The organism is Streptomyces sp. SP18BB07, from assembly GCF_036322545.1.
Lineage (GTDB): Bacteria > Actinomycetota > Actinomycetes > Streptomycetales > Streptomycetaceae > Streptomyces > Streptomyces deccanensis.
Map to the genome: position 1 here is coordinate 305233 of NZ_JAQYWT010000340.1, position 26760 is coordinate 331992.

Annotated in this window: 22 protein-coding genes; 13 read left to right on the forward strand and 9 right to left on the reverse strand. The window is 68.0% G+C overall.

Going from position 1 to position 26760, the window contains the following annotated elements; genetic code table 11:
• Positions 1 to 36 precede the first annotated feature (36 nt).
• From murJ to trxA, 6 genes are all read left to right on the forward strand, one after another.
• The gene (gene murJ, locus PUR53_RS29485; protein ID WP_329901825.1) at positions 37 to 2253 is read left to right on the forward strand and encodes a murein biosynthesis integral membrane protein MurJ; all 2217 of its coding nucleotides are present in this window, start codon (positions 37 to 39) and stop codon (positions 2251 to 2253) included.
• A 118-nt stretch (positions 2254 to 2371) separates the two neighbouring features.
• The gene (locus tag PUR53_RS29490; RefSeq protein ID WP_329901824.1) at positions 2372 to 4099 is read left to right on the forward strand and encodes a protein kinase family protein; all 1728 of its coding nucleotides are present in this window, start codon (positions 2372 to 2374) and stop codon (positions 4097 to 4099) included.
• Between the two features lie 25 nt (positions 4100 to 4124).
• The gene (gene sigM, locus PUR53_RS29495; RefSeq protein WP_329901823.1) at positions 4125 to 4838 is read left to right on the forward strand and encodes an RNA polymerase sigma factor SigM; all 714 of its coding nucleotides are present in this window, start codon (positions 4125 to 4127) and stop codon (positions 4836 to 4838) included.
• Positions 4835 to 5722, forward strand: a complete 888-nt coding sequence (locus PUR53_RS29500) for an anti-sigma factor family protein (protein ID WP_329901822.1) — start codon at positions 4835 to 4837, stop codon at positions 5720 to 5722. Before sigM ends, PUR53_RS29500 begins: the two co-directional genes overlap by 4 nt.
• Positions 5723 to 5895: 173 nt before the next feature.
• Positions 5896 to 6867 carry a thioredoxin-disulfide reductase gene (gene trxB, locus PUR53_RS29505; RefSeq protein WP_329901821.1) on the forward strand — a complete coding sequence of 324 codons (972 nt, stop codon included), beginning with the start codon at positions 5896 to 5898 and terminating at the stop codon, positions 6865 to 6867.
• A 41-nt stretch (positions 6868 to 6908) separates the two neighbouring features.
• Positions 6909 to 7241 carry a thioredoxin gene (trxA, locus tag PUR53_RS29510; RefSeq protein WP_086754133.1) on the forward strand — a complete coding sequence of 111 codons (333 nt, stop codon included), beginning with the start codon at positions 6909 to 6911 and terminating at the stop codon, positions 7239 to 7241.
• Positions 7242 to 7319: 78 nt separating this feature from the next.
• Here trxA and PUR53_RS29515 read toward each other — a convergent pair whose 3' ends face one another.
• The 9 genes from PUR53_RS29515 to rpmH all read right to left on the reverse strand — a co-directional run bounded on the left by PUR53_RS29515 (position 7320) and on the right by rpmH (position 14234).
• On the reverse strand, positions 7320 to 7937 hold the full coding sequence (locus tag PUR53_RS29515; RefSeq protein ID WP_329901820.1) for a GNAT family N-acetyltransferase: 618 nt from the start codon (positions 7935 to 7937) through the stop codon (positions 7320 to 7322).
• Positions 7938 to 8259: 322 nt separating this feature from the next.
• Complete coding sequence (locus PUR53_RS29520; protein ID WP_329901819.1) at positions 8260 to 9354, reverse strand: ParB/RepB/Spo0J family partition protein; 1095 nt, start codon at positions 9352 to 9354, stop codon at positions 8260 to 8262.
• Positions 9351 to 10424 (reverse strand): ParA family protein, encoded by a 1074-nt coding sequence (locus PUR53_RS29525; protein WP_329910286.1) that lies wholly within the window; start codon positions 10422 to 10424, stop codon positions 9351 to 9353. The genes PUR53_RS29520 and PUR53_RS29525 overlap by 4 nt, the downstream gene beginning before the upstream one ends.
• A gap of 288 nt (positions 10425 to 10712) precedes the next feature.
• Positions 10713 to 11429 (reverse strand): 16S rRNA (guanine(527)-N(7))-methyltransferase RsmG, encoded by a 717-nt coding sequence (gene rsmG / locus PUR53_RS29530; protein WP_329901818.1) that lies wholly within the window; start codon positions 11427 to 11429, stop codon positions 10713 to 10715.
• A 115-nt stretch (positions 11430 to 11544) separates the two neighbouring features.
• Positions 11545 to 12057, reverse strand: coding sequence for a Jag family protein (locus PUR53_RS29535; protein WP_329901817.1), 513 nt, complete (start codon positions 12055 to 12057; stop codon positions 11545 to 11547).
• A 15-nt stretch (positions 12058 to 12072) separates the two neighbouring features.
• Positions 12073 to 13350, reverse strand: a complete 1278-nt coding sequence (gene yidC / locus PUR53_RS29540) for a membrane protein insertase YidC (protein WP_329901816.1) — start codon at positions 13348 to 13350, stop codon at positions 12073 to 12075.
• A gap of 3 nt (positions 13351 to 13353) precedes the next feature.
• The gene (gene yidD / locus PUR53_RS29545) at positions 13354 to 13707 is read right to left on the reverse strand and encodes a membrane protein insertion efficiency factor YidD (protein WP_329901815.1); all 354 of its coding nucleotides are present in this window, start codon (positions 13705 to 13707) and stop codon (positions 13354 to 13356) included.
• The gene (rnpA, locus tag PUR53_RS29550; RefSeq protein WP_078853524.1) at positions 13704 to 14075 is read right to left on the reverse strand and encodes a ribonuclease P protein component; all 372 of its coding nucleotides are present in this window, start codon (positions 14073 to 14075) and stop codon (positions 13704 to 13706) included. Before rnpA ends, yidD begins: the two co-directional genes overlap by 4 nt.
• 21 nt (positions 14076 to 14096) lie before the next feature.
• Positions 14097 to 14234, reverse strand: a complete 138-nt coding sequence (rpmH, locus tag PUR53_RS29555; protein ID WP_005482975.1) for a 50S ribosomal protein L34 — start codon at positions 14232 to 14234, stop codon at positions 14097 to 14099.
• 417 nt (positions 14235 to 14651) lie between these two features.
• Between rpmH and dnaA the strand changes: the two genes are divergently transcribed.
• The 7 genes from dnaA to gyrA all read left to right on the forward strand — a co-directional run bounded on the left by dnaA (position 14652) and on the right by gyrA (position 26754).
• Positions 14652 to 16682, forward strand: coding sequence for a chromosomal replication initiator protein DnaA (gene dnaA, locus PUR53_RS29560; RefSeq protein WP_329901814.1), 2031 nt, complete (start codon positions 14652 to 14654; stop codon positions 16680 to 16682).
• 978 nt (positions 16683 to 17660) lie between these two features.
• Positions 17661 to 18791 (forward strand): DNA polymerase III subunit beta, encoded by a 1131-nt coding sequence (dnaN, locus tag PUR53_RS29565; protein ID WP_215456970.1) that lies wholly within the window; start codon positions 17661 to 17663, stop codon positions 18789 to 18791.
• A gap of 211 nt (positions 18792 to 19002) precedes the next feature.
• Complete coding sequence (gene gnd, locus PUR53_RS29570) at positions 19003 to 19878, forward strand: phosphogluconate dehydrogenase (NAD(+)-dependent, decarboxylating) (protein ID WP_329901813.1); 876 nt, start codon at positions 19003 to 19005, stop codon at positions 19876 to 19878.
• A 119-nt stretch (positions 19879 to 19997) separates the two neighbouring features.
• Positions 19998 to 21122: a DNA replication/repair protein RecF gene (recF, locus tag PUR53_RS29575; protein WP_329901812.1), complete on the forward strand. Its 1125-nt coding sequence runs from the start codon at positions 19998 to 20000 to the stop codon at positions 21120 to 21122.
• Positions 21119 to 21652 carry a DUF721 domain-containing protein gene (locus PUR53_RS29580; RefSeq protein ID WP_329901811.1) on the forward strand — a complete coding sequence of 178 codons (534 nt, stop codon included), beginning with the start codon at positions 21119 to 21121 and terminating at the stop codon, positions 21650 to 21652. The genes recF and PUR53_RS29580 overlap by 4 nt, the downstream gene beginning before the upstream one ends.
• Before the next feature lie 395 nt (positions 21653 to 22047).
• Positions 22048 to 24117: a DNA topoisomerase (ATP-hydrolyzing) subunit B gene (gene gyrB, locus PUR53_RS29585; protein WP_329901810.1), complete on the forward strand. Its 2070-nt coding sequence runs from the start codon at positions 22048 to 22050 to the stop codon at positions 24115 to 24117.
• 42 nt (positions 24118 to 24159) lie between these two features.
• Positions 24160 to 26754: a DNA gyrase subunit A gene (gyrA, locus tag PUR53_RS29590; protein ID WP_329901809.1), complete on the forward strand. Its 2595-nt coding sequence runs from the start codon at positions 24160 to 24162 to the stop codon at positions 26752 to 26754.
• Positions 26755 to 26760 lie beyond the last annotated feature (6 nt).

Genomic DNA, 26760 nt, shown 5'->3' on the forward strand with positions numbered 1-26760 from the left:
GGCCGGTTGGCCCGGGGACGATGAGGTGGGGTAACCATGAACGCGCCGTACGACGGTGACCGCGGCCAGGGCGCGGCCGACTCGGGGTATCCCGACGGCCCGCTGCCCGGGCCGGGCCAGGTGCCGCCGCAGCCTCCCGCGGACATGTACCTCCAGGACGCCTACGACCAGGACCCCTTCCGGGCCCGGGATCTCGCCGCCCAGGACCCGGTGGCCGAGGCACTCTACGACCGAGCCGCCCACCCGCCACCGGCTCCGGGCACCTATCAGCCGCAGCAGCCGCTCTACGCGCAGCCGTCGGCGCCGCAGTACGCGCCCGACCCTCGTGTATGGGCCCAGACTCCGGCGCCCGAGCCCGAGGGGCCGACCCGGCATCTGCCGTACGGCGACGACGCCCGTACCACCCAGTTCGTCGGCGTGGACGACCTGGTGACACAGGCCGGTGAGGAGCGCCACGAGCCGGACGCCTTCGCCCATCTCTTCCGCGACCAGCAGCAGGGCGGCTCCCCTGTGGGGCACCCGTCCGTTCCCGGTCCGACCCCACCCCCGGGCCCGGGCCCCGACCATGCGGTCCGCGAGGAGCCCGCCCCCGTTCCCACGCCCGCGCCGGCCGCGAAGAAGGGCGGGCGGGCCTCGGGCCTGCTGAAGTCGAGCGCCGTCATGGCGGCCGGCACCATGGTCTCGCGGCTCACGGGCTTCATCCGCTCGGCGATGATCGTTTCGGCGCTCGGCCTCGCGCTGCTGGGCGACGCGTTCCAGGTGGCCTACCAACTCCCGACGATGATCTACATCCTGACCGTCGGCGGCGGCCTCAACTCGGTCTTCGTGCCGCAGCTCGTGCGGGCCATGAAGGACGACGACGATGGCGGAGAGGCCTACGCCAACCGTCTGCTGACCCTGGTCATGGTCGTCCTCGGTCTCCTTACCGCACTGGCGATGTTCGCCGCTCCCCTTCTGGTCCGGGCGCTGTCGGTGGGCGTAGCGGACAACGCCGCGGCCAACGAGACCGCGGTCACCTTCACCCGTTACTTCCTGCCCACCATCTTCTTCATGGGCATCCATGTGGTGATGGGGCAGATCCTCAACGCCCGCGGCCGGTTCGGCGCGATGATGTGGACCCCGGTCCTCAACAACGTCGTCATCATCGTCACCCTCGGCGCGTTCCTCTGGGTCTACGGCAGCGCCGCCGACTCCCACATGGACGTGAACAACATCCCGCCGGAGGGTGTGCGGCTCCTCGGCGTCGGTATTCTCCTCGGCCTCGTGGTCCAGGCTCTCGCGATGATCCCGTACCTGCGGGAGACCGGGTTCCGGCTGCGGCTTCGCTTCGACTGGAAGGGCCACGGCCTCGGCAAGGCCGCGATGCTCGCCAAGTGGACGATCCTGTTCGTCCTCGCCAACCAGGCGGGCGCGCTCGTGGTCACTCAGTTGGCGACCTCAGCGGCCATCGACTCGGCTGCCAAGGGCACCGGTTTCGCCTCGTACGCCAACGCCCAGCTCATCTGGGGCCTGCCGCAGGCCATCATCACCGTCTCGCTCATGGCCGCCCTGCTGCCTCGCATCTCACGCTCGGCAGCCGAGGACGACGCCGGAGCCGTGCGTGACGACATCTCACAGGGCCTGCGCACCACGGCGGTCGCCATCGTGCCGATCGCCTTCGGCTTCGTCTCGCTGGGCATCCCGATGTGCACGCTGATCTTCGGTTCGTCCGGCACCAGCGCGGCGACGAACATGGGCTTCATGCTGATGGCCTTCGGGCTCGGCCTGATCCCGTACTCCGTGCAGTACGTCGTCCTCCGCGCCTTCTACGCGTACGAGGACACGCGGACGCCCTTCTACAACACGGTCATCGTGGCGGCCGTCAACGCGAGCGCCTCGGCGGTCTGCTTCTTCGTGATCCCGGCCCGCTGGGCCGTGGTCGGCATGGCGGCCTCATACGGTCTGGCCTACATGATCGGCGTCGGCGTGGCCTGGCGTCGCCTCAAGAAGCGGCTGGGCGGGGACCTTGACGGCTCCCGGGTCATGCGCACGTACGCGCGACTGTCCATCGCCTCGCTGCCCGCGGCGCTGCTCAGTGGCGCGGCCTGCTACGGCATCAGCCGGTCCCTGGGCCAGGGCGTCGGCGGCTCGATGCTCGCACTCGTCGGGGGAGGAATCGTTCTGCTCGGTGTCTTCTACGTCGCCGCGCGACGCATGCGCATCGAAGAGCTCAACTCGATGGTCGGTATGGTCCGCGGACGGCTGGGGCGCTGAGGCTGGGGTACGCGCACAACCATCGTCCGCCGACGCGTGTCGCTCATAGCGGCGGACTGTGGGCACAATTGGCTTTGGCGTCTTGGAACGCTCAACGGATGGGGAGGCAGGGACGACGGTGGCGGAACGGAGCACGGCTGCCGTCGACGTGGCAGACAACAGCGGCGACAAGCCGCTGACCGCACAAGCGGACCAGTCCACGGCCGACGGGGAGGCCCAGAACCGGGAGCGGGACACGGAAAGCTCGGCGAGCGAAGAGGCACAGGGGAGCGGCGGTACCGAGGGCCCTTCGAAGACGACACCGCCCGAACTGCACAGCGGCCACAAGCTCGCCAGGCGCTACCGCCTCGAAGAGTGCGTCACCCGTCTGGACGGTTTCAGCAGTTGGCGTGCCGTGGACGAGAAACTGCGTCGCGCGGTCGGGGTGCATGTGCTGCCCGCCGACCACGCGCGCGCTCGTTCCGTGCTGGCGGCGGCCCGCTCCTCGGCGTTGCTGGGTGATCCCCGTTTCGTCCAGGTGCTGGACGCGGTCGAGGAGAACGACCTCGTGTACGTGGTGCACGAATGGCTGCCCGACGCCACGGAACTGACGGCTCTGCTGGCTTCCGGTCCGCTGGAACCGCATGACGCGTACCAGATGGTCACGCAGATCTCCCATGCCATGGCCGCCGCGCACCGTGAGGGCCTGTCGCATCTGCGGCTCAACCCCAGTGCGGTGCTGCGCTCCGCCGCCGGCCAGTGGCGCATTCGCGGCCTCGCGGTGAACGCCGCGCTGCGCGGCATCAGCTCGGACACCCCGCAGCGCACGGACACCGAGGCGATCGGGGCACTGCTGTATTCGGCGCTCACCCAGCGCTGGCCGTACGAGAACGACGCGCACGGCCTCTCCGGACTCCCCAAGGGCGTCGGTCTCATCGCGCCCGACCAGGTCCGTGCGGGCGTCCACCGAGGGCTGTCGGAACTGTCCATGCGGGCGCTGGTCAACGACGGTGCCACCGCGTCCCGACACGAGTCTCCGTGCACGACGCCGGAGGAACTGGTGAAGGCGATCGGGGAGATGCCCCGCATCCGTCCGCCGGAGCCCGCGTTCACCGCGCCACCCGAGTACCAGCACACGACGTATCAGCAGGGCACGTACGGCCGCCCGTCCCCCCACGCCGGTATCACACAGCCCCTGCAGACTCCGCCTCCCCCGCTGCAGAGCCGGACCGGCAAGGCCCTCAAATGGGCCGTCTCGGCCCTGCTGATCGCCGCCCTCGGCCTCGGCAGCTGGCAATTGGCCGACGCGCTGATGGGCCAGGGTGGCCAGTCCAGCGAGCCGGACACAAGCCAGACGACCGACGGCAACGACAAGGGCACCGACAAGGCCAAGCCCGTCACGACGCTCAGCATCAAGGGCGCCGCGGAGTACTACCCGGACGGGAAAGCCCAGCACCCGGGCGATGTGGGCCTGACGTACGACAGCAGCGGGTCGACGTATTGGCGGACCTACTCCTTCAGGGACGGGCCCACGCTGGCTCCGTACAAGCAGGGCGTCGGCATCGTGTACGACCTCGGCTCGGCCCAAGAGGTCTCGGCAGCCTCGATAGGGCTGTACTACTCCGGCGACCACACAACGGCCACGCTCTACGCGGCCGACTCCCCGTCGTCGTCCGCTCCGCTCAGCTCCATGACGAAGATCGCCACCAACCAGACGACCGGCACGGAACTCAAGATCTCCGCCAAGAAGTCGGTGAAGACCCGGTACGTTCTCGTCTGGCTCACGGATGTACCCAAGGCGAACGGCGATCAGTACAGCGACCCTGGCTACAAGCAGGCGATCACCGACGTGAAGTTCATGGGCTGAGAGTTCACCGACGGGAGGGGGTCCGATGGCGCACAGCGCTGATCACAGCGGGACGAGCGATCAGGATCTCCTGGCCCGGCACGTGGAGGGTGACTCCGACGCCTTCAGCGAACTCGTACGACGGCATCGGGACCGGCTCTGGGCGGTGGCGCTGCGGACCCTGGGAGACCGCGAGGAGGCTGCCGACGCCGTCCAGGACGCCCTGGTGTCCGCCTACCGGGCCGCCCACACCTTTCGTGGCCAGTCGGCCGTCACGACCTGGTTGCACCGCATCACGGTGAACGCCTGCCTGGACCGCGCCCGCAAGGCCGCGTCCCGCAAGACCTCGCCGGTCGACGACACCGAGCGCCTGGAGCAGCTCCTGGAGCCGTACGAATCGGCGTCCGCTCCGGCCGAACGCAATGATCTGCATCGCCAGCTGCTGGAAGCTCTGGGCACTCTGCCGAAAGATCAGCGGGCGGCTCTCGTCCTGGTGGACATGCAGGGCTACCCAGTGGCGGAGGCCGCTCGCATCCTCGATGTGCCGACCGGCACGGTGAAGAGCCGCTGCGCCCGTGGCAGAGCCAGACTTCTGCCGCTCCTGACCCATCTCCGAGCGGATGGCGACGGGGAGGGCGGCAGAAAGTCGGGGCGTGGAAGGAACCGGGCGCAGGGGACATCCGTCCCACCCGCAGCGGGAGCACATGATGCAGGACCAAGCGATTCAGCTGCTGTGAAGGGCGGAGGTGGGCGAGCGTGACATCCACGACCGATACGGCCGGGCACCCGGAGGTCACGGAGATCTCCGACCTCAGCGAGGGGCTCCTTCCTCCTGCCCGCACTGCGGATGTACGTCAGCACCTGGACGAGTGTCCCCTCTGCTCCGACGTCTACGCGTCGCTGGAGGAGATCCGCGGTCTCCTCGGCACCTTGCCCGGCCCTCCCCGCATGCCCGACGACGTCGCGGGCAGGATCGACGCTGCTCTGGCCGCCGAGGCCCTGCTGAACGCCACGGGGCCCGAGAACGGGACGACCGAAAAGCTCGCCGATGTCTCACGGACCACTGCGAGCGAGAACGGCGCGCATGTTTCACGTGAAACATCGCCTGCCGTGGATCGTCCTGCCGGTCATCCACGCGCGTCCACCGGCCCTGGCCGGACGGGGCAGAAGCGGCGCAACCGTCGTAGGACGGCTATCGGTGCCGTCTTCGCGATCGCGGCCCTGGGCTTCGGTGCCGTTCTCGTCCAGTCGATCGGTGAGGACGACAGCCCCCCGGCCTCTGCTTCCGACACCTTCTCCGGCGTCAAGCTGGAGAAGCGAGTCGAAGACCTCTTGGGCAAGACCGAGAGCGGAAGCCCACCCAAGCAGGACCCCTTCGGGACTGCGGCGTCCCCGGACAAGGGCACGAAGACGTTCCTCACCGCCGACGTGCCCGACTGCATCGCGAAGGGCATCGGAGACACCACCGGTGCGATCGCTTCCGAGCCGGGTACCTACCGGGGAGCTGACGCGTACCTCGTGCTGCTGCCCGACCGCTCCGACGACTCACGCGTCACCGCCTACGTGGTCGACGCATCATGCTTGAAGGAAGCTTCGGAGCCTGTCGGCAACGTTCTCCTGCAACACACTTACGCCCGTCCCTGAGGACTGTCTCCCGCGCTGTGCCGCCTTCGGCAATCCCGTAGCGGGGTCGCGCTTCCGTGTGCCCGGACACACCGGGAATGCGCGCCCCTTAGGATCCGTTGGGTGGGGTGAGAGTTTCGAGAGCAGCTCCCACCGGCAGTACGCAGCAGTCTCCAGAGACGAGGAATCAAGCCGTGAGCGACGTCCGTAACGTGATCATCATCGGCTCCGGGCCCGCCGGCTACACGGCGGCGCTCTACACCGCGCGCGCGTCGCTGAAGCCGCTGGTGTTCGAGGGCGCCGTCACCGCAGGCGGCGCGCTGATGAACACCACCGACGTGGAAAACTTCCCCGGCTTCCGGGACGGCATCATGGGCCCCGACCTCATGGACAACATGCGTGCCCAGGCCGAGCGCTTCGGTGCCGAGCTCGTCCCGGACGACATCGTCGATGTCGACCTGAGCGGAGAGATCAAGACCGTCACGGACACTGCGGGCACGGTGCACCGCGCCAGGGCCGTCATCGTCACCACGGGCTCCCAGCACCGCAAGCTCGGGCTGCCCAACGAGGACGCTCTCTCCGGACGCGGCGTCTCCTGGTGCGCCACCTGTGACGGGTTCTTCTTCAAGGACCAGGACATCGCTGTGATCGGCGGCGGCGACACCGCCATGGAGGAGGCCACCTTCCTTTCGAGGTTCGCCAAGTCCGTGACCATCGTCCACCGCCGGGACACCCTGCGCGCCTCGAAGGCGATGCAGGAGCGTGCGTTCGCCGACCCGAAGATCTCGTTCGTCTGGGACAGCGAGGTCGCCGAGATCCAGGGCGACCAGAAACTCGCCGGTCTGAAGCTGCGCAACCTCAAGACGGGCGAGACGTCCGAGCTGCCGGTGACGGGTCTGTTCATCGCGATCGGACACGACCCGCGCACGGAACTCTTCAAGGGCCAGCTCGACCTGGACGACGAGGGCTATCTGAAGGTGGCCTCCCCGTCCACCAGGACGAACCTGGCCGGTGTCTTCGGCGCCGGCGACGTCGTCGACCACACGTACCGCCAGGCGATCACCGCCGCCGGCACCGGCTGCTCCGCCGCCCTCGACGCCGAGCGCTTCCTCGCCGCCCTCGCCGACGGCGACCAGGCCGCCGAGCCCGAGAAGACCGCCGTCTGACCCCCGTCCGCCCCACCGCACCAACCAGTTAGGAGCCCTCAGTGGCCGGCACTCTGAAGAACGTGACCGACGACTCCTTCGAGCAGGACGTCCTCAAGAACGACAAGCCCGTCCTGGTGGACTTCTGGGCCGCCTGGTGCGGCCCGTGCCGCCAGATCGCGCCCTCCCTCGAGGCGATCGCCCAGGAGTACGGCGACAAGATCGAGATCGTCAAGCTCAACATCGACGAGAACCCGGCCACGGCTGCCAAGTACGGCGTCATGTCCATCCCGACGCTGAACGTCTACCAGGGTGGCGAGGTCGCCAAGACCATCGTCGGTGCCAAGCCGAAGGCTGCGATCGTGCGGGACCTCGGAGACTTCATCGCCGAGTGATGTTTCACGTGAAACACGAAGGGGCCGACCCGAGAGGGTCGGCCCCTTCGTGTTGAGAGCGGCCGCGGTGCCGGTGCTTCAGAGCGGTCGCAGCGCCGGCTCCTTCTGCACGGCTCCCAAGAGCCGGTCCAGCGCCAGCTCGACGTCCTCCTTCCAGGAGAGCGTCGTCCGCAGCTCCAGCCGCAGCCGGGGATGAGCGGGGTGGGGCCGCACCGTCTTGAAGCCCACGGCCGTCAGATGGTCGGCGGGAAGCAGACACGCCGGTTCCTGCCAGCGGGCGTCTCCGAAAGCCTCGATCGCCTTGAAGCCCCGTCTCAGGAGATCCTTGGCTACCGTCTGGACCATCACACGGCCCAACCCTTGGCCCTGGTAACCCTGCATGATGAAAGCGGTCATCAGCTGGACGGCGTCCGGGGAGACCGGACTCGTGGGAAACGCCGTGGACCGGGGCACATAAGCCGGAGGCGCATACAGCACGAAGCCCACCGGTACCTCGTCCACGTAGACGACCCGACCACAAGACCCCCAGTCCAGCAGGACAGCTGAGATCCACGCTTCCTTCTCCAGGGCGGGAGTGCCGGCTTTTACCGCGGCTTCGCCGCTGACTGGGTCCAACTCCCAGAAGACACACGAGCGACAGCGCTTGGGAAGGTCCTGAAGGTTGTCCAGCGTGAGCGGTACGAGCCGACGCCCCATGAAGGTCGTTCCTCGCTTCCTTCGCTCGCAGCGTCGCGAGCGGCTGTCAGAGCGCTCCGCTCCCTGAGCAGACTGCCGACGAATCCACCGACGGCCCCCAGTCCCAGGCCTGCGGTCACCAGTCCGGAACGGCTCACGGTTCGCATGGCCCGCCTCTCCACAAAGATCCGCCAGGTCGATGCGCCATACCCGAACGCATCGTATCCACGATGCGATTACCTCGATACCGCCTCAAAGCAAAGAGCGGGCTGTGTCCGGTATACATCGGACACAGCCCGCTCAAGCGGTCGACGGGCCGAAAGACGCCCTGCGAATCGGAAGGTCAGACCTCTGGCTCCTCCGAGGCGTCGTCCAAGAGACTCCTCTGGAGAGCGAGCTTCTCGCCGGGGGCGAGGGTGCTCAGGATCCGCTCCAGGTCCTCCGTGGAGGCGAACTCCACGGTGATCTTGCCCTTCTTCTGCCCCAGGTCGATCTTCACTCGCGTTTCGAAGCGGTCCGAGAGTCGGGTCGCGAGCTCGCCGAGCGCCGGGGAGGGCACCGAGCCGGCCCGCGGGCCCTTGGACCGTGCGCTGCTCTTCGGATGCGATCCCATGAGGGTGACGATCTCTTCGACCGCTCGCACCGAGAGCCCCTCGGCCACGATCCGGTGAGCCAGCTTGTCCTGCTCCTCCGAGTCCTCGACGGAGAGCAACGCTCGTGCGTGCCCAGCGGAGAGAACACCGGCTGCCACCCGGCGCTGGACCGCCGCCGACAGCTTCAGCAGACGCAGGGTGTTGGAGACCTGCGGGCGCGAGCGACCGATGCGGTCCGCCAGTTGGTCATGCGTGCAGTTGAAGTCCTTGAGCAACTGGTCGTACGCGAAGGCTTCTTCCAGCGGGTTCAGCTGGGCGCGGTGCAGGTTCTCGAGGAGCGCGTCGAGCAGAAGCTTCTCGTCGTCCGTCGCCCGTACGATCGCCGGGATCGCGTCGAGCTCGGCCTCATGGCAGGCTCGCCAGCGCCGCTCACCCATGATCAGCTCGTAGCGGGCCGGGCCCACCTGCCGTACGACGATGGGCTGGAGAAGGCCGACCTCCTTGATGGAGGTGACGAGTTCCTGGAGAAGGTCCTCGTCGAAGACCTCTCGGGGCTGGCGCGGGTTCGGAGTGATGGAGTCGAGAGGCAGCTCGGCGAAGTAGGCGCCGACAGGCGCCGCAGGCAGTTCTGCTGCGGCATTCGGCGGCTGCTCCTCTGTTTCACGTGAAACAGGTGGAAGCGTGGCCAGCTTCGAAGCCGTCATCCCACGTTCGGGAGTGAAGACAGATGCCGCTGGTGGGGTAGCGGCGGGTGCACCGGCTGCCGGAGCCTCCTTCTCGCCCGTCGCGGCCGCTGGGATCAGTGCGGCGAGACCACGGCCCAACCCCCTCCGTCGATCGCTCACTGGATCCCCTCCACCATGCTCGGATTGTTCTGAGCACCGATGTGGGCGTGCGCCGGGTCGTACCCGACACCCACGCCCTTCAGTGCGATTTCTCGTGCCGCCTCAAGGTAGGAGAGGGCACCGCTCGATCCTGGATCGTAAGTCAGCACCGTCTGCCCATAGCTCGGTGCCTCGGAGATACGGACGGAGCGGGGAATGCTCGTCCGCAGCACCTCCTCGCCGAAGTGGGTGCGCACCTCGTCGGCGACCTGAGACGCCAGGCGCGTCCGGCCGTCATACATGGTGAGCAGGATGGTCGACACATGGAGGACGGGGTTGAGGTGCCCCCGTACCAGGTCGACATTGCGGAGCAGCTGGCCGAGGCCCTCCAGCGCGTAGTACTCGCACTGGATCGGGATGAGGACTTCCTGGCCGGCGACCAACGCGTTCACGGTCAGCAGACCGAGCGAAGGCGGGCAGTCGATGAGGATGTAGTCCAGAGGCTGCTCGTACGCCTGGATGGCTCGCTGCAGTCGGCTCTCTCGTGCCACCAGCGACACCAGCTCGATCTCCGCACCGGCGAGATCGATCGTGGCGGGGGCGCAGAAGAGACCCTCTACATCGGGAACGGGCTGGACGACCTCCGACAGCGGCTTGCTGTCGATCAGCACGTCGTAGATGGACGGCACCTCGGCGTGATGGTCGATCCCCAGCGCGGTGGACGCATTGCCCTGCGGGTCGAGGTCGACCACGAGGACACGGGCGCCGTGCAGAGCCAGCGAAGCGGCGAGGTTGACCGTCGTCGTGGTCTTTCCGACGCCACCCTTCTGGTTGGCGACGACCATGACTCGGGTCTGCTCTGGCCGAGGCAGTCCCTCACCGGCGCGGCCCAGTGCCTCTACCGCCAGTTGGGCAGCACGACCGATGGGAGTGTCGTCCATCGGGGGCGGTGTTTCACGTGAAACATCCTCCCCCATCGACTCGGTACGGGGACCGGGGACCGGATCGGTCATCGGTCCCGCGATGTTGGCGTCGGACCGCAAGGATTCACTCTCCTCGACTTCAGGCTCGCAATGAACAGAGCCTCCCATGCCTTCGGGGTCGTGAACCAGTGAGGCCTGGTGTTCTGTGGAGAATTCCACCTCTGTGGAAAACTCCGTTACCTCTCCGAGTGACCCGAGAGGCTTCCGGTCGCGCGGTTCGGCCGCGGCGCGGCCACGACTGATGATGCCGTGCAGCAGTGAGCGACGTTTCACGTGAAACACGATGCCCAGCGGCACAGGCCGCGCTCGCGCGACACTCCGAGATGCGTAGGTTGGGAAGCTTGTGTGGAGTACGACTCGTCGTCAGGACGGATCAGCGGAGGTCCAGATCAATGCCTAGCGGCGACGCCGTGCCCGCCCTGTCCGAGCCGCCTTCGCCCGTTTCGCCGCGAAGCGCACGCCACCCGGGCTCTCCCCGACCTCCACACGGACAACTGTGGACAGCGGATCGACGACGCCCTCGCCCACATGGTGGATGGAGGTCGCCACGGCGCCGAGCTTGCTCAGGGCTGTGGCTGCGCTCTTCAACTCCTCCTCCGCCGTGTCGCCCTTCAGTGCCAGCATCTCTCCGTACGGGCGCAGCAGCGGAATGCCCCAGCCGGCCAGTCGATCCAGTGGGGCCACCGCTCGCGCCGTCACCACATGGACCGGCTGCAGCGTCCCGAGGACTTCTTCAGCTCGGCCACGGACGACCGTCACATGGTCGAGACCCAGGAGTTCGACCACCTCTGTCAGGAAGTTCGTGCGCCGCAGCAGGGGCTCCAGCAGCGTGATCTTCAGATCGTTCCGGACCAGGGCCAGCGGGATACCGGGCAGTCCGGCACCGGAGCCGACATCGCACACTGTCACCCCCTCGGGCACGACCTCGGAGAGCACCGCGCAGTTCAGCAGATGCCTCTCCCACAGGCGGGGTACCTCCCGCGGGCCGATGAGCCCGCGCTGTACTCCCGCCTCAGCCAGGAGCTCGGCGTATCGGACCGCGTCCGCGTAGCGATCACCGAATACGTCGCGCGCCTGCTCGGGCGCAGGGGGGAGCTCCGCTGCCTCCGTCACGGGGACCGTCCTTCCGTACCGCAAGAGCGCACTGGGCGCTGACACCAGAACAACAGGCTGACAAAGTCCGGCCCCGCCTGCAGGCAGACGGGGCCGGAGAAGCGTTCGTACCGGATCAGGCAGGCAGGACGACGACGAAGCGCTGCGGCTCCTCGCCCTCGGACTCGCTGCGCAGACCGGCGGACTTGACCGCGTCGTGCACGACCTTGCGCTCGAAGGGCGTCATCGGCTGCAGCTTCACGGGCTCGCCCGTGCTCTTGGCCTCGGCCGCCGCCTTGGCACCCAGCTCGGAGAGTTCGGTGCGCTTATTGGCCCGGTAGCCGGCGATGTCCAGCATCAGTCGGCTGCGGTCGCCGGTCTCGCGGTGCACGGCCAGGCGGGTGAGCTCCTGGAGCGCCTCGAGCACCTCGCCCTCGCGGCCGACGAGCTTGTTCAGATCGCGGCTACCGGAGTCGCTGATGATCGAGACAGAGGCACGGTCGGCCTCGACGTCCATGTCGATGTCGCCGTCGAGATCGGCGATGTCCAGCAGACCTTCCAGGTAGTCCGCCGCGATCTCACCCTCCTGCTCCAGGCGGGTCAGGGTGTCGCCACCCTCGGAGGCGGCGGAGGTGGTGCCTTCCGTCACGGGATGGGCTCCTTCTTACTTCTTGGACGGGGACTTGGGGCGCTGCTGACCCTTGCGCTGACCGGACTGAGCCTTGCTGCGACCACCGGTGCCGGGCTTGGGCGCGGTCTTCTTGGCCGGGGCCGCCGGCTTGGCGTCCTCCGGCCCGTCGGACTTGGTCAGGGACGTGGGCTCGTCCTTCGGCTCGGCGTCGTCGGCGGATTTCGCTGCGCCGGACTGACGCTGGGCCTTGGTCTGACGCTTGGGCTGCTGGCGCCTGGGGGTCGTCGGCGTACCGTCCTCGGCCGTGGCGACGGCCGAGGCCTCGCTCTTGACGACGGTGCCGTCGGCCTGGGCCGCGAGGCCCTCCTTGCTCAGACCGGTGATGAACTTGCGCTCGTACTCGTTGCGGTCACGGCCCTTGGCGACGATCGCCTTGACGATGGCACGCTCACCGCGGCCGCGGGTCTTGCCGTGGTGCGTGACGTGCTTGAAGAGACGCTCCAGGTAAGCGGCCTGGGCCTTGGAACCCGGGGTCGGGTTGTTGTGGATGACGTACATCTGCTGGCCCATGGTCCACACGTTGGTGGTCAGCCAGTAGACGAGGACACCGACCGGGAAGTTGATGCCGAAGACCGCGAACATGATCGGGAAGATGTACATCAGCATCTTCTGCTGCTGCATGAACGGCGTCTTCACCGTGGTGTCGACGTTCTTCGTCATCAACTGGCGCTGCGTGTAGAACTGCGACGCAGACATCAGGACGATCATGATGGCCGTGACGATCCGGACCGTGGTGATCGAAGCGTCGAGCGCCTGGGCCTCGGCGGCGGAGTCCGTGAAGGTCGCGGCCAGCGGGGCACCGAAGATGTGCGCCTTCTGCGCGCTCTCCAGCAGGCTCGCGTTGATGACACCGATGGTGTCGTTGTTCGCGATGCTGTTGAGCACGTGGTACAGGGCGAAGAAGAACGGTGACTGCGCCAGGATGGGAAGGCACGAGGAGAGCGGGTTGGTGCCCGTCTCCTTGTACAGCTTCATCATCTCTTCGGACTGACGCTGTTTGTCGTTCTTGTAGCGCTCCTGGATCTTCTTCATCTCGGGCTGCAGCGTCTGCATCGCCCGGGTCGCCTTGATCTGCTTCACGAAGAGCGGGATCAGGCAGATACGGATCAGGATCACCAAGGACACGATCGACAGGCCCCAGGCCCACCCGGTGTCAGCGCCGAAGAGGGCGCCGTACACCGTGTGGAACTGGACGATGACCCAGGAGACAGGTGTCGTGATGAAGCTGAAGAGGCTGGCAATCGTGTCCACTAATCATGCTCCTTGGGCATGGGACGGGGTCTCTGCGGCCGGGCCCGAGGAGACATGCCCCTCGGTGGCCGGTTCGGCGGCGGAGGTCCCGCCCTTGCGTGCACGCCAGGCGCCACGCAACATCTCGTGCCACCGCGGCCGCTTGCGCGGCGGGACATGGTCCACACCGCCGAGCGACCACGGATTGCACCGCAGGATGCGCCAGGCGGTGAGTGCCGTTCCCTTGATCGCACCGTGCCGGTCGATGGCCGTATAGCCGTAGTGGGAGCACGACGGGTAGTACTTGCACACCGGCCCGAGCAGCGGACTGATCGTCCACTGGTACAGCTTGATCAGCACCAGCAGCGGGTACTTCATCGTGCGCCCCCTCCCAGCAGCCGCCCTATGGCGGCATCCAGGTCTTGGGCCAGTTGTACGTGGTCGGCGTCACCCGCTCCGGGCAGCGCTCGTACGACTACCAGGCTACCGGGGGGGAACAGGGCGACTCGATCGCGCATCAGATGGCGAAGCCTGCGCTTCACCTTGTTGCGCACCACCGAGCCACCGACGGCCTTGCTCACGACGAAACCCGCACGCGTCGGGGGAGCGCTCTCCCCAGGCGCGTGCGGGTCCGTGGCACCGCTACGTAGGTGAACGACGAGGAGAGGGCGTCCGGCCCGGCGTCCTCGTCGTACCGCGGTCGCGAAGTCCTCGCGCCGCCTCAGCCGATGCTCGGTAGGCAGCACGACGTCATGACCTGATCGGGATCAGGCGGACAGGCTGGCGCGACCCTTGCTGCGGCGGTTCGCGAGAATCGCGCGACCGGCACGGGTACGCATCCGCAGGCGGAAGCCGTGGGTCTTCGCGCGACGACGGTTGTTCGGCTGGAAGGTGCGCTTGCTCACTCGGGGGCTCCAGAAAGAAATCGGTGTTTGCGGGTGCCGTCCTGGCTGTCACCGTGCGCCCACGAGTAGCTCGTAAAAACGCCCGAGTGCACCGCTGTCCGATCACCTGACGCGATCTGTGCCCATCGGAGGCAGGCGGCAGCAGCCATCGACAACTCGACCTGGTTACGGTACGCGCGGCTACGCCATCCGGTCAAACCAGAGGTCACGGAGAGACACTGTCCACAGGCTGGGGACAACAACTTGAACCGTACCCGTCGCCGTGACTACCGTGACTGAACTCCGATTCGTTCCCTTTCCTTTGGCTGTTGGGACCCGACCCGCCCACCAGCACCTCATTCCGAGCGCCCCACCCGAGTTCCAAACCGACCTGTCCCAGAACCACACGTTCGTGGGACCTGTGAGAGAGCGTGCCCTGTGGCTGACGTACCTGCCGATCTTGCCGCAGTGTGGCCACGCGTACTGGAAAAGCTCCTGGGTGAGGGCCAGGGCCAGGGTGTCGAGGTGAAGGACGAGCGCTGGATCAAGCGCTGCCAGCCGCTCGCCCTGGTCGCGGACACGGCACTTCTCGCCGTCCCGAACGAGTTCGCGAAGGGCGTACTCGAGGGCCGTCTCGCACCGATCGTCAGCGAGACCCTGAGCCGGGAGTGCGGCCGCCCGATCCGTATCGCGATCACCGTCGACAGCTCCGTCGGCGAACCCCCACCCCCGCCGGTCCAGCACCGCTTCGAGGACCCCGAGCTCCCCTCCGTCCCGGCCCAGAACCGCGAGTCCTACGACAGCAGGGACACGTACGACAGCCAGGGGCGCGAGGCGCGCGGCGGATACGAGAAGCAGAACCCCTACGAGAGCCCGAACGGATACGACAACCAGGGGCGCGCCCCCTACGAGGGGTACGGGCGTCACCGGGCCGACGACCGTGGTCCGGGACGTGGCGAACAGGGGAGCGGCGGGCCGGGCGACCTGCTGCCGCCCCCGCGCTCGGACCAGAACCCCACCGGCCGCTCGGACCAGCTTCCGACCGCCCGTCCCGCGTATCCGTCCGAGTACCAGCGGCCCGAGCCTGGCGCCTGGCCGCGGTCGTCGCAGGACGACTACGGCTGGCAGCAACAGAGACTCGGGTTCCCCGAACGGGACCCCTACGCTTCGCCGTCGTCGGACTACCGCTCGCAGTCGATGGACCGGCCGCCGTACGACCAGCGCTCCGAGTACGGCTCCGGACGCTCCGACTACGACCAGCCACGCGGCGACTACGACCGGTCCGGCCCCGACTCCGACGACTACCCGCGACGGGACCGGCGTGAGCTGCCCGACCCACCACCCGGCTCGGGGCACGTGCACCGGGGCGGGCCGGCCAGCAGTGCGCCCGGCCCGCTGGCGGCGCAGCCCGCGCCTGCCCCCGGCCCGGGTGAGCCGACTGCTCGGCTGAACCCGAAGTACCTCTTCGACACCTTCGTCATCGGCGCCTCGAACCGCTTCGCGCACGCGGCCGCGGTGGCGGTCGCCGAGGCGCCGGCCAAGGCGTACAACCCCCTCTTCATCTACGGGGAGTCGGGCCTCGGCAAGACGCACCTGCTGCACGCGATCGGGCACTACGCGCGCAGCCTCTACCCGGGCACGCGGGTGCGATACGTGAGTTCGGAGGAGTTCACCAACGAGTTCATCAACTCCATCCGCGACGGCAAGGGCGACAGCTTCCGCAAGCGGTACCGGGAGATGGACATCCTGCTCGTGGACGACATCCAGTTCCTGGCGGACAAGGAGTCGACGCAGGAGGAGTTCTTCCACACCTTCAACACGCTCCACAACGCGAACAAGCAGATCGTGCTCTCCAGCGACCGGCCGCCCAAGCAGTTGGTGACCCTGGAGGACCGGCTGCGGAACCGTTTCGAGTGGGGTCTGATCACCGACGTCCAGCCGCCCGAACTGGAGACGCGGATCGCGATCCTGCGCAAGAAGGCGGTGCAGGAGCAGCTCAACGCCCCGCCGGAGGTGCTGGAGTTCATCGCGTCCCGCATCTCGCGCAACATCCGCGAGCTGGAGGGCGCGCTGATCCGGGTGACGGCGTTCGCGTCGCTCAACCGGCAGCCGGTGGATCTCGGGCTGACCGAGATCGTCCTCAAGGACCTGATCCCGGGCGGTGAGAACGCGTCCCCGGAGATCACCGCCACCGCGATCATGGCCGCTACGGCCGACTACTTCGGCCTCACGGTCGAGGACCTGTGCGGCACCTCACGCGGCCGCGCCCTCGTCACGGCCCGCCAGATCGCCATGTATCTGTGCCGTGAGCTGACCGACCTGTCGCTGCCCAAGATCGGCGCGCAGTTCGGCAACCGCGACCACACCACCGTCATGCACGCCGACCGCAAGATCCGCGCGCTCATGGCCGAGCGACGGTCCATCTACAACCAGGTGACGGAGCTGACGAACCGCATCAAGAACGGCTGACGGCTGCCGAATGGGCCGCAGAACCCAGTAGTACGTCGTCGCACAAGGCGCCCCGGGACGAGTTCCCGAGGGCGCCTTCGGCGTTCCTGGGCGGCCCAGGCGCGCCTCCTGGACCGCTTCGAGCCGTCTCCTCGACGGATCCGGGCCGGCTCCGGGCGGCTCCGGAGCCGTCGAGTCCGTCGCCGTCCCGTCATCACGTGTTCGATTACCTGCGGCGTTACGGCCTTCCTCCACAGATTCGGGGACTTTCTGCCGTCCACACCCTGGGGACCGGGAAGTTATGCAGATCGTGTCCACAGGGTGGGCTGTTGAGAGATCATCGGGCCAGGTCACCCCCCTGTGGATCCGTGGACGAAAGATCTCCACAGGCTGTGGGCGGAGCGGCGATCCACAGACTGTGGACGGAGTTGTCCACCGACGGCCCACAGGCTGCGGCTGGTTGTCCCCAGTGATCGTCGGCTTCTCCACATGCCTGTCCACTGTTCGGCAAGCCCACGCGCCTCCTCACCGTGTCGAGTGAAAGGCGTCACACGAAGTTGCCCGGTTGGGCTGTGGGAAAGACGGGTAAACCTGGGGACGCCGTTGGGGAGAAGTCCCCCGGGGCTGTGCACGGTGTGTGCAGAACTTTCTGTTCTCCACAGAAACCCCTGGTTGTCCACCGCCTCCGCCCACAGGCACGGTGGACAAAATTTGCCGCCTGAGCTGCGAAAACGGGGTTATCCACGGTTTCCACAGGCCCTACTACTACTCCCAACTAGAGAGAGCTGGGAATCCGTTTCGAAGTGGGTCCTGTGCACAACTCGCTCTCGGCTGCCTGACCGCGCCTCGTCACGACTTGACCCCGAGAGGCTCCGAGTGTCAGTGGTGTGCGTCAGACTGTTCCCCGGTGTCCTTCCCGTCACAGGAGCCAGCGACACCGAGACAGACGACGAAGCCAGGCAGGGCGAGAAGCGCCGGCAACAGCAGGAGGCGGCAACAGTGAAGATCCGGGTGGAACGCGACGTACTCGCGGAGGCAGTTGCCTGGGCGGCGCGCAGCCTCCCGGCCCGTCCGCCGGCGCCGGTCCTCGCCGGCCTCCTTCTGAAGGCCGAGGAAGGCCAGCTGAGCCTCTCCAGCTTCGACTACGAGGTCTCCGCACGGGTGTCCGTGGAGGCCGAGGTCGACGAGGAGGGCACAGTGCTCGTCTCCGGTCGCCTCCTCGCCGACATCTGCCGCGCCCTCCCCAACCGCCCTGTGGAGATCTCCACAGACGGTGTACGGGCGACGGTGGTCTGCGGCTCCTCGCGGTTCACCCTCCACACACTGCCTGTGGAGGAATACCCGGCGCTGCCGCAGATGCCGAACGCCACGGGCACCGTCCCGGGCGAGGTCTTCGCCTCCGCCGCCGCCCAGGTGGCCATCGCCGCCGGCCGCGACGACACGCTGCCCGTCCTCACCGGCGTACGCATCGAGATCGAGGGCGACACGGTCACGCTGGCCTCCACCGACCGCTACCGCTTCGCGGTCCGCGAGTTCCTGTGGAAGCCGGAGAACCCCGAGGCGTCCGCGGTCGCCCTGGTGCCCGCCAAGACGCTCCTCGACACCGCCAAGGCCCTCACGAGCGGCGACAGCGTCATCCTGGCGCTCTCCGGCTCGGGCTCCGGCGAGGGCCTGATCGGTTTCGAGGGCGCGGGCCGCCGTACCACCACGCGGCTGCTGGAGGGCGACCTCCCGAAGTACCGCACGCTGTTCCCGACGGAGTTCAACAGCGTGGCCGTCATCGAGACCGCCCCCTTCGTGGAGGCCGTCAAGCGTGTCGCCCTGGTCGCCGAGCGGAACACCCCGGTGCGCCTGAGCTTCGAGCAGGGCGTGCTGATCCTGGAGGCCGGCTCCAGCGACGACGCACAGGCTGTGGAGAGGGTCGACGCCCAGCTGGAGGGCGACGACATCTCGATCGCCTTCAACCCGACGTTCCTGCTGGACGGCCTGAGCGCCATCGACTCCCCGGTGGCCCAGCTGTCGTTCACGACGTCCACCAAGCCCGCGCTGCTCAGCGGCAAGCCGGCTGTGGACGCCGAGGCGGACGAGGCCTACAAGTACCTGATCATGCCGGTGCGGCTCAGCGGCTGACCGGCCGGACTCCGCCGCGGCCGAGCCGCAGCGGTTGTCCACAGCGCTGTGGGGCCCGGTCGATCACCGGGCCCTCGGCACGAAGCCGCAGGTGGGGGTGTACTTATGAGCGGGTATGCCCACAGGTGTGCGTGAGCGTCCGGGTTTAGGCTCGTGCGTGGGTACGCAGTTCAGGTGCCCTCCTGCCACGTCGCAACCTAAGGAACAACTGATGGAGCTCGGTCTCGTCGGCCTCGGCAAGATGGGCGGCAACATGCGCGAGCGGATACGCCGCGCCGGCCACACCGTCATCGGATACGACCGGAACCCGGACCTCGCCGATGTCCACAGCCTCGAAGAGCTTGTGGGCAAGCTCGAGGGCCCGCGGGTCGTGTGGGTGATGGTCCCGGCCGGTGCCGCCACCCAGTCGACCGTCGACGAGCTGGCCGAGCTGTTGGAGCCCGGTGATGTCGTCGTGGACGGCGGCAACTCCCGCTGGACCGACGACGAGAAGCACGCCGAGGAGCTGGCGGCCAAGGGCATCGGCTTCGTCGACTGCGGTGTCTCCGGTGGCGTCTGGGGCCTGGAGAACGGCTACGCGCTGATGTACGGCGGCGACGCGGAGAACGTCGCCAAGGTACGACCGGTCTTCGACGCGCTGAAGCCCGAGGGCGACCTCGGCGCGGTGCACGCCGGCAAGGTCGGCGCCGGCCACTTCGCGAAGATGGTCCACAACGGCATCGAGTACGCGATGATGCAGGCCTACGCCGAGGGCTGGGAGCTCCTGGAGAAGGTCGACTCGGTGACGGACGTCCGCGAGGTGTTCCGTTCCTGGCAGGAGGGCACGGTCATCCGCTCCTGGCTCCTCGACCTGGCGGTGAACGCCCTCGACGAGGACGAGCACCTGGACGGGCTGAAGGGCTTCGCACAGGACTCCGGTGAGGGCCGGTGGACCGTGGAGGCCGCCATCGACCACGCCGTGCCGCTGCCCGCGATCACGGCCTCGCTCTTCGCGCGGTTCGCGTCGCGCCAGGAGGACTCGCCGCAGATGAAGATGATCGCGGCGCTGCGGAACCAGTTCGGCGGCCACGCGGTCGAGAAGAAGTAGTTCACGGCAAGAAGCAACGCACGGCACAGAAGACGAGAACGACCACACTGCGGTCGACGAGAAATCGTCCACAGGACCGCACGGTGGTCCACAACCCCGGGGGAGGTCGGCACCCGACCATGCACGTCACGCACCTGTCGCTGGCCGACTTCCGCTCGTACGCCCGGGTCGAGGTCCCGCTCGACCCGGGCGTCACCGCGTTCGTGGGCCCCAACGGGCAGGGCAAGACGAACCTGGTCGAGGCGGTCGGCTATCTCGCCACCCTCGGCAGCCATCGGGTCTCGTCGGACGCGCCCCTGGTCCGCATGGGCGCCGACCGCGCGGTGATCAGGGCACAGGTGCGGCAGGGCGAGCGGCAACAGTTGGTCGAGCTGGAGCTGAACCCCGGCAAGGCCAACCGGGCCCGCGTCAACCGGTCCTCGCAGGTCAGGCCACGCGATGTGCTCGGCATCGTACGAACGGTGCTGTTCGCGCCGGAGGATCTCGCGCTGGTCAAGGGCGACCCCGGTGAGCGGCGCCGCTTCCTCGACGAACTGATCACCGCGCGAGCCCCGCGCATGGCGGGGGTGCGCTCCGACTACGAGCGGGTCCTCAAGCAGCGCAACACCCTCCTCAAGACGGCCGCGTTGGCGCGCCGACACGGCGGCCGTTCCATGGACCTCTCCACACTCGACGTCTGGGACCAGCACCTCGCGCGCGTGGGCGCCGAGCTGCTCGCCCAACGCCTCGATCTGGTCGCCGCGATCCAGCCGCTGGCCGACAAGGCGTACGAGCAGCTGGCACCCGGTGGCGGCCCTGTCGGGCTGGAGTACAAACCCTCCTCGCCGGGCCTCGTCGGTCACGCGCGCGAGGAGCTGTACGAGCAGCTGACGGCGGCCCTCACCGAGAGCCGGAAGCAGGAGATCGAGCGGGGCGTCACGCTCGTGGGACCGCATCGGGACGATGTGACCCTCAAGCTCGGTCAGCTGCCGGCCAAGGGCTACGCCTCCCACGGCGAGTCCTGGTCGTACGCCCTGGCGCTGCGGCTCGCCTCCTACGACCTGCTGCGAGCCGAGGGCAACGAGCCGGTGCTGGTCCTCGACGACGTCTTCGCCGAGCTGGACACCCGTCGGCGGGAGCGCCTGGCGGAGCTGGTCGCGCCGGGCGAGCAGGTCCTGGTGACCGCCGCGGTCGACGACGACGTACCGGACGTACTGACGGGGACGCGGTACGCCGTGTCCGACGGGACGGTGGAGCGCGTATGAGCGGATCCGAGGGAACCCCCGAGCCGCCCGAGCCCTCCGGTGTGGACCTCGCGCGCGTGGCGCTGCGCGCCGCGAAGGAGGCCGCACGCGCGCGTGGCGAAGCCACCCAGCAGCAGAAGCAGGCGCGGCGGGGCGGCGGGCTGCGCTCGGGCGCGCGTGCCGACGGCCGCGACCCCATGCCGCTCGGCCCCGCCATCAACCGGCTGATCACCGAGCGCGGCTGGGAGACGCCGGCCGCCGTCGGCGGGGTCATGGGCCGCTGGCCCCAGATCGTCGGCGACGACCTGGCCCGCCGGTGCGTGCCGGAGCGGTACGACGAGGACGAGCGGGTCCTGCACGTGCGGTGCGACTCCACGGCCTGGGCGACGAACGTACGCCTCCTCGCCCCGCAGCTCGTCGCCCGGCTCAACGAGGACCTCGGCCATGGCACCGTGCGGCTCCTCAAGGTCCACGGCCCCGCCGGCTCCGCCCGCCGCTACGGTCCCCTGCGGGCCCCGGGGAGCACCGGTCCCGGCGATACCTACGGGTGACCGAAGTCACATTTCCTGGCGCATCCACGCCCACGACCGGCGGTCGTCCGAGCGTCGACGGGCGCCCGTGTGCTCCGGCGCGGACGTTCGCATGCGGATGCGAACGTCGACCTGACCCGGGAGTAGCAAAGGGTTGACACCCGGAAGCGCTGAGTGCCGCTGTGAGCCTCTTGGAGCCCCGCTCGGCATATGGGGAGTCGGGAGGGACCGGTTCAGGGCGGCACATGCGGACTCAGGTACCGGCAAACCCCCATCACTGTCGGCGCTACCGGTAGACTGGAAGCTAATCCCGCCCCATTCGTGGGGACCGCTTCGGAAACACTGTGCATCGCTGACAAAGGCTTCCACCGCAACATGCCGCAGCCGCTCCGGCAAACCCGCCAAGAGCCTGGCTTGTGCTGTGCCAGAAAGGGCGCTTCGTGGCCGATTCCGGCAACCCCAACGAGAACATCCCGTCCACCGAGGCCCTGGCCGGAACGGCCGAGGCCTCGCCCACGGCGTACGACGCCAGTGCCATCACCGTCCTCGAAGGGCTGGACGCGGTCCGCAAGCGGCCCGGCATGTACATCGGCTCGACCGGTGAGCGCGGCCTGCACCACCTGGTGCAGGAGGTCGTGGACAACTCCGTCGACGAGGCCCTGGCCGGCCACGCGGACACCATCGACGTGACGATCCTTCCCGACGGCGGTGTCCGTGTCGTCGACAACGGCCGAGGCATCCCGGTGGGCATCGTCCCGTCCGAGGGCAAGCCGGCCGTCGAGGTCGTGCTGACCGTCCTGCACGCGGGCGGCAAGTTCGGCGGCGGCGGCTACGCGGTCTCCGGCGGTCTGCACGGCGTCGGCGTCTCCGTGGTGAACGCCCTGTCGACGAAGGTCGCCGTCGAGGTCAAGACCGACGGCCACCGCTGGACGCAGGACTACAAACTGGGCGTGCCGACCGCCCCGCTCGCCCAGCACGAGGCCACGGAGGAGCACGGCACCTCGGTCACCTTCTGGGCCGACCCGGACATCTTCGAGACCACCCACTACTCCTTCGAGACGCTGTCGCGGCGCTTCCAGGAGATGGCGTTCCTCAACAAGGGTCTGCGGATCAACCTCACCGACGAGCGTGAGTCCGCGAAGGCCACCGCCGGGGCGGACGAGGCCGGTGAGGACGAGAAGCACGAGGTCAAGACGGTCTCGTACCACTACGAGGGCGGCATCGTCGACTTCGTGAAGCACCTCAACTCCCGCAAGGGGGACGTGGTGCACCCGTCCGTCATCGACTTCGAGGCCGAGGACAGGGAGAAGTCCCTGTCCGTCGAGGTCGCGATGCAGTGGAACAGCGGTTACAGCGAGGGTGTGTACTCCTTCGCCAACATCATCCACACGCACGAGGGCGGTACGCACGAAGAGGGCTTCCGTGCCGCGATGACCGGTCTGATCAACCGCTACGCGCGCGACAAGAAGCTGCTCCGCGAGAAGGACGACAACCTCACGGGTGACGACATCCGCGAGGGTCTGACCGCGATCATCTCGATCAAGCTGAGCGAGCCGCAGTTCGAGGGCCAGACCAAGACCAAGCTGGGCAACACGGAGGCCAAGACCTTCGTGCAGAAGGTCGTCCACGAGCACCTGACGGACTGGCTCGACCGCAACCCGGTCGAGGCCGCGGACATCATCCGCAAGTCCATCCAGGCGGCCACCGCGCGCGTGGCGGCCCGCAAGGCGCGTGACCTGACCCGTCGCAAGGGCCTGCTGGAGACGGCGTCCCTGCCGGGCAAGCTGAGCGACTGCCAGTCGAACGACCCCATCAAGTGCGAGATCTTCATCGTCGAGGGTGACTCCGCCGGCGGCTCGGCCAAGTCCGGCCGCAACCCGCAGTACCAGGCGATCCTCCCGATCCGCGGCAAGATCCTCAACGTCGAGAAGGCGCGGATCGACAAGATCCTGCAGAACCAGGAGATCCAGGCGCTGATCTCCGCCTTCGGTACCGGGGTCCACGAGGACTTCGACATCGAGAAGCTCCGCTATCACAAGATCATTCTCATGGCGGACGCCGACGTCGACGGCCAGCACATCAACACGCTGCTGCTGACCTTCCTGTTCCGCTTCATGCGGCCGCTGGTCGAGGCCGGGCACGTGTTCCTGTCGCGTCCCCCGCTCTACAAGATCAAGTGGGGCCGGGACGACTTCGAGTACGCGTACTCGGACCGTGAGCGCGACGCCCTGATCGAGCTCGGCCGGCAGAACGGCAAGCGCGTCCGGGAGGACTCGATCCAGCGCTTCAAGGGTCTCGGCGAGATGAACGCCGAGGAACTGCGCATCACGACCATGGACCAGGACCACCGCGTCCTCGGCCAGGTCACGCTGGACGACGCCGCCCAGGCCGACGAGCTGTTCTCGGTGCTCATGGGTGAAGACGTCGAGGCCCGGCGCCAGTTCATCCAGCGCAACGCCAAGGACGTCCGCTTCCTCGACATCTGAGTCGGTCTCAGCTGACCGCACCAGGAAGGATCCCCACCAGCAATGGCCGACGAGAACCCCCCCGTCACGCCTGACGACGCCGGCGAGACGACCGTGCGCATCGAGCCCGTCGGGCTCGAGACGGAGATGCAGCGCTCGTACCTGGACTACGCGATGTCCGTCATCGTGTCCCGCGCGCTGCCCGACGTACGCGACGGTCTCAAGCCCGTCCACCGCCGTGTCCTGTACGCCATGTACGACGGCGGCTACCGGCCCGAGAAGGGCTTCTACAAGTGCGCCCGCGTCGTCGGCGACGTCATGGGCAACTACCACCCGCACGGTGACTCCTCGATCTACGACGCGCTGGTCCGCCTCGCGCAGCCGTGGTCGATGCGGATGCCGCTGGTGGACTCCAACGGCAACTTCGGCTCGCCGGGCAACGACCCGGCGGCGGCCATGCGCTACACCGAGTGCAAGATGGCGCCGCTGTCGATGGAGATGGTCCGTGACATCGACGAGGACACCGTCGACTTCACGGACAACTACGACGGCCGCTCCCAGGAGCCGACCGTCCTGCCGGCCCGCTTCCCGAACCTGCTGATCAACGGCTCGGCGGGCATCGCGGTCGGTATGGCGACCAACATCCCCCCGCACAACCTCCGCGAGGTAGCGGCCGGCGCCCAGTGGTACCTGGAGAACCCCGAGGCCTCTCACGAGGACCTCCTGGACGCGCTGATCGAGCGCATCAAGGGCCCCGACTTCCCGACCGGAGCCCTGGTGGTCGGCCGCAAGGGCATCGAGGAGGCCTACCGCACGGGCCGCGGCTCCATCACGATGCGCGCTGTCGTCGAGGTCGAGGAGATCCAGAACCGGCAGTGCCTGGTGGTCACCGAGCTGCCGTACCAGGTCAACCCGGACAACCTCGCGCAGAAGATCGCCGACCTCGTGAAGGACGGCAAGATCGGCGGCATCGCGGACGTCCGCGACGAGACGTCGTCCCGTACGGGCCAGCGTCTGGTCATCGTCCTGAAGCGCGACGCCGTCGCCAAGGTCGTGCTGAACAACCTGTACAAGCACACCGACCTGCAGACCAACTTCGGCGCCAACATGCTGGCCCTGGTCGACGGCGTGCCGCGCACCCTGTCCCTGGACGCGTTCATCCGCCACTGGGTGACGCACCAGATCGAGGTCATCGTCCGCCGGACGAAGTTCCGGCTGCGCAAGGCCGAGGAGCGGGCGCACATCCTGCGCGGTCTGCTGAAGGCCCTGGACGCCATCGACGAGGTCATCGCGCTGATCCGGCGCAGCGACACCGTCGACATCGCACGCACGGGCCTGATGGACCTCCTGGAGATCGACGAGATCCAGGCCAACGCCATCCTCGAGATGCAGCTGCGCCGCCTGGCCGCCCTGGAGCGCCAGAAGATCATCCAGGAGCACGACGAACTCCAGGCCAAGATCCGCGAGTACAACGCGATCCTCGCCTCCCCCGTGCGCCAGCGCGGGATCGTCAGCGCGGAACTCGCCGCGATCGTCGAGAAGTACGGCGACGACCGCAAGACGATGCTGGTCCCCTACGACGGCGACATGTCCATCGAGGACCTCATCGCCGAGGAGGACATCGTCGTCACCGTCTCGCGCGGCGGTTACGTCAAGCGCACCAAGACGGTGGACTACCGGGCGCAGAAGCGCGGCGGCAAGGGCGTACGCGGCACGAAGCTCAAGGAAGACGACATCGTCGACCACTTCTTCGTGTCCACGACCCACCACTGGCTGCTGTTCTTCACGAACAAGGGCCGCGTGTACCGGGCCAAGGCCTACGAGCTGCCGGACGCCGGGCGTGACGCGCGTGGACAGCACGTCGCCAACCTGCTGGCCTTCCAGCCGGACGAGGCGATCGCCGAGATCCTCGCGATCCGCGACTACGAGGCCGCGCCCTATCTGGTGCTCGCCACCAAGGGCGGACTTGTGAAGAAGACGCCTCTGAAGGATTACGATTCGCCCCGTTCCGGCGGTGTCATCGCGATCAACCTCCGTGAGAAGGAGGACGGTTCCGATGACGAACTGATCGGAGCCGAACTCGTATCGGCAGAGGATGACATCCTTCTGATCAGCAAGAAGGCACAGTCGATCCGCTTCACGGCGACGGACGAGGCGCTGCGGCCCATGGGCCGTGCCACCTCGGGTGTCAAGGGCATGAGTTTCCGTGAGAGCGACGAGCTGCTCTCGATGAATGTTGTTCGACCCGGTACGTTCGTGTTCACTGCCACAGACGGCGGGTACGCGAAGCGGACCGCCGTCGACGAGTACCGCGTCCAGGGTCGCGGCGGCCTCGGCATCAAGGCCGCCAAGATCGTCGAGGACCGCGGATCGCTCGTCGGCGCGCTGGTGGTCGAGGAGACCGACGAGATCCTCGCCATCACGCTGTCGGGCGGTGTGATTCGTACGCGAGTCAACGAGATCAGGGAAACCGGCCGTGACACCATGGGCGTCCAACTGATCAACCTGGGCAAGCGCGATGCCGTGGTCGGCATCGCTCGGAACGCCGAGGCGGGGCGGGAGGCGGAGGAGGTCGACGGCGACGTTGCCGTGGACGAGACCGCCGAGGACGCCGTGACGACCGGTACGGACGAGGGTGAGGCGCCCTCGTCCGAGTAGCACGAG